Origin of the sequence: Streptomyces sp. NPDC059718 (genome assembly GCF_042733315.1) — a bacterium.
GTDB lineage: Bacteria > Actinomycetota > Actinomycetes > Streptomycetales > Streptomycetaceae > Actinacidiphila.
On sequence record NZ_JBHWGA010000123.1, the window covers coordinates 1 to 2,516 of the forward strand.

Annotated in this window: 2 protein-coding genes and 3 pseudogenes; all 5 read left to right on the forward strand. The window is 61.0% G+C overall.

The window, feature by feature from the left end; all coding sequences use genetic code 11:
• Positions 1 to 5 precede the first annotated feature (5 nt).
• A pseudogene (locus ACFV3E_RS46510) lies at positions 6 to 242 on the forward strand (Mu transposase domain-containing protein); the annotation flags it as partial.
• Between the two features lie 6 nt (positions 243 to 248).
• The gene (locus ACFV3E_RS46515) at positions 249 to 491 is read left to right on the forward strand and encodes a hypothetical protein (RefSeq protein WP_500542593.1); all 243 of its coding nucleotides are present in this window, start codon (positions 249 to 251) and stop codon (positions 489 to 491) included.
• Positions 488 to 577 (forward strand): annotated as a pseudogene (locus ACFV3E_RS46520) (AAA family ATPase); the annotation flags it as partial. The gene ACFV3E_RS46515 and the pseudogene ACFV3E_RS46520, both read left to right, overlap by 4 nt.
• A 132-nt stretch (positions 578 to 709) precedes the next feature.
• Positions 710 to 2,077: an alkaline phosphatase family protein gene (locus ACFV3E_RS46525; protein ID WP_500542591.1), complete on the forward strand. Its 1,368-nt coding sequence runs from the start codon at positions 710 to 712 to the stop codon at positions 2,075 to 2,077.
• Positions 2,078 to 2,212: 135 nt separating this feature from the next.
• Positions 2,213 to 2,516 (forward strand): annotated as a pseudogene (locus ACFV3E_RS46530) (hypothetical protein); the annotation flags it as partial.

Genomic DNA, 2,516 nt, shown 5'->3' on the forward strand with positions numbered 1-2,516 from the left:
CCGCTATGAACGCTCAGCCGACCACTTCCTGGCCTTCACCAGCATCGCCTGCACCCTCATCTGCTACCGCAGACTCACCAAATGAGACAACCTCTTACTCGGTTCCCGCCCGCAGGGTCCGCCCTCGCCAGCTGGTGGAGGTCAGGGCCACGAAATCCCAGATCACACTCCATTCCACCGTCCCCGACGCGACCGGCCAGACGTTGCTTGCCGCCCATCCCAGGGCAGTCGGCCGAGGCGCCCGCATCGTGGACGAGTGCCACTGGGACGGTCTGCCCACGGGCGCCGGCCGCCGCGTCACCATCGGCGATGGTCTGCCCGCCCCTCGCCGCGGCCGACCTGCCGGGGAGCCGAACGGGCCGCTGCAGGCTCTGCTGAACCGGGCCGCCGCCGCGAATGTCGAGGTCGGCCGCCGTCCGCTGTCGGTCTATGACGAGCTGACCGGCACGAGCCCCTTCACCACCAACGCACCAACGAAGGAAGCCCGTTGAGCGAGCTGACCAGCAACCGCATCCGCGCCACCGCCGCCAAGCTCGGCCTGCCGCACCTGGCCGAAGCCCTCAACCAGTACACGCAGTCCGTGACGATCGCCGATTCCGCAACGGGCTGCGTCCGGCCCGTCCGGCATGCTCAGGTATACGGTGGTTCACACTTTTCGTGCAGCTGAGAAAACATCACCGAGAAATTCCTTATATCCCATTTTGACATCTTGACGATCACGATCTTGATCCATAATGTTCCGTGCATGATTTTACCAAGATCTACTTCCGCCTTACGCATCACCCTTGCTTTGCTCGCTGGTGCCACGGGCGTAGTAGTCGGCGCTCCATCGGCGGATGCAAGTGCGCTCCCCCGTCCCGACCACGTCGTGGTCGTCATGATGGAGAACAAGGGCTACGACGACATCATCGGGCGGCCGGATGAGGCTCCGTATCTCAACGATCTGGCCTCCCGTAGTGCATCATTCACGAACTACCATGGCATAACTCATCCGAGCCAGCCAAACTATCTCGCTCTTTTCTCGGGCTCTACACAAGGCGTTACATCAGATGATTGTCCCGTTTCGAGCGGGGCTTCGAATCTGGGACGCGAGCTGCTGGACTCCGGACTGAGCTTTTCCGGGTACTCCGAGGACATGCCACGGGAGGGGTACACGGGCTGCAACGCGGGAACTCTGGATATTATATTCCACAAGTATGAGCGTAAACATAATCCGTGGGTGAACTTCTCCAATCTTCCCTCTTCCGCAAACAAGACGTTTACTCAATTTCCTAGTGACTACAGTCGACTCCCGACCGTATCATTTGTCGTGCCCAATATGTGCAATGACATGCACTATTGCTCCCGCGATACCGGCGACGCATGGGTTCAGCACAACTTGTCCGGCTACGAGCAGTGGGCCCGCACGCATAACAGTCTGCTCGTGGTCACCTGGGACGAGGACGATGGCTCGACCAACAATCAGATTCCAACCATCATCGCCGGGGCGAACGTTATACCAGGCCAGTACGGCACGCGATACGACCATTACAGCCTCCTGCGAACCATCGAGGACTTCTACGGGCTGCCTCGCGTAGGCGCCAGCGCGACAGCCACCCAGATTGCCGCCTTCCAGGGCAACAGTTGCACCCAGATTCAACTGCTCGGCAACGCTGGGTTCGAGACCGGCACCGCCGCACCCTGGAGCGCTAGCACTGGCGTGATAAGTAATAGCAGCAACGAGCCGGCACACGCTGGCTCATGGAAGGCGTGGCTTGACGGATACGGCACCACCCATACTGACACCATCTCACAGTCAGTGACCATTCCCCCGGGGTGCAATGCGACTCTGAGTTTCTGGCAGCACATTGATACGCGAGAGACCGGCAGCACACTCTTCGACACTCTCACAGTGCAGATAGGGTCGACCAACTTGGCGACCTATTCCAACGCCGACTCCAACGTCGGCTACGCCCAGAGAACCTTCAACGTCTCCTCATTCGCAGGCCAGACTGTGACCATTAATTTTACTGGCACCGAGGATTTCTCAAATCTCACCAACTTCGTCCTAGACGACGTCGCACTCAACATCAGCTGACCACCGACTGAGTTCGCGCCGAACCGACCGTCAGGGCGGATGCAAGTTCCGGGGACGTGCGGCTGGGCGGGTTGTGACTGGTTGGGGTGCATAACAGGGCAGGCGCCGTCGCCCTCCGCGTCCGGGCGGCCGCGCGTGATCGCTGTCGACGGCAAAGCGCTCAAGGGATCAGCCCGTCTCACCGCGACGCGCCGGCATCTGCTCTCCGCAGTCACGCACGGCACCGTCGTGACCCTCGCCCAAGTGGAGGTCTGCGCGAAGACGAACGAAACCACGCACTTCCAACCGCTGCTGGCACCGCTGGACCTGGCCGGCACCGTCGTCACCTTCGACGCTCTGCGCTCACTGACCTTGGCTGATCATGTGTCTGGTGCTATGTCGTATTCATGGGCACTGGGCGAGGGGCCGGTGACTTTCACCGGGTGCGGGAGCAAAGGCG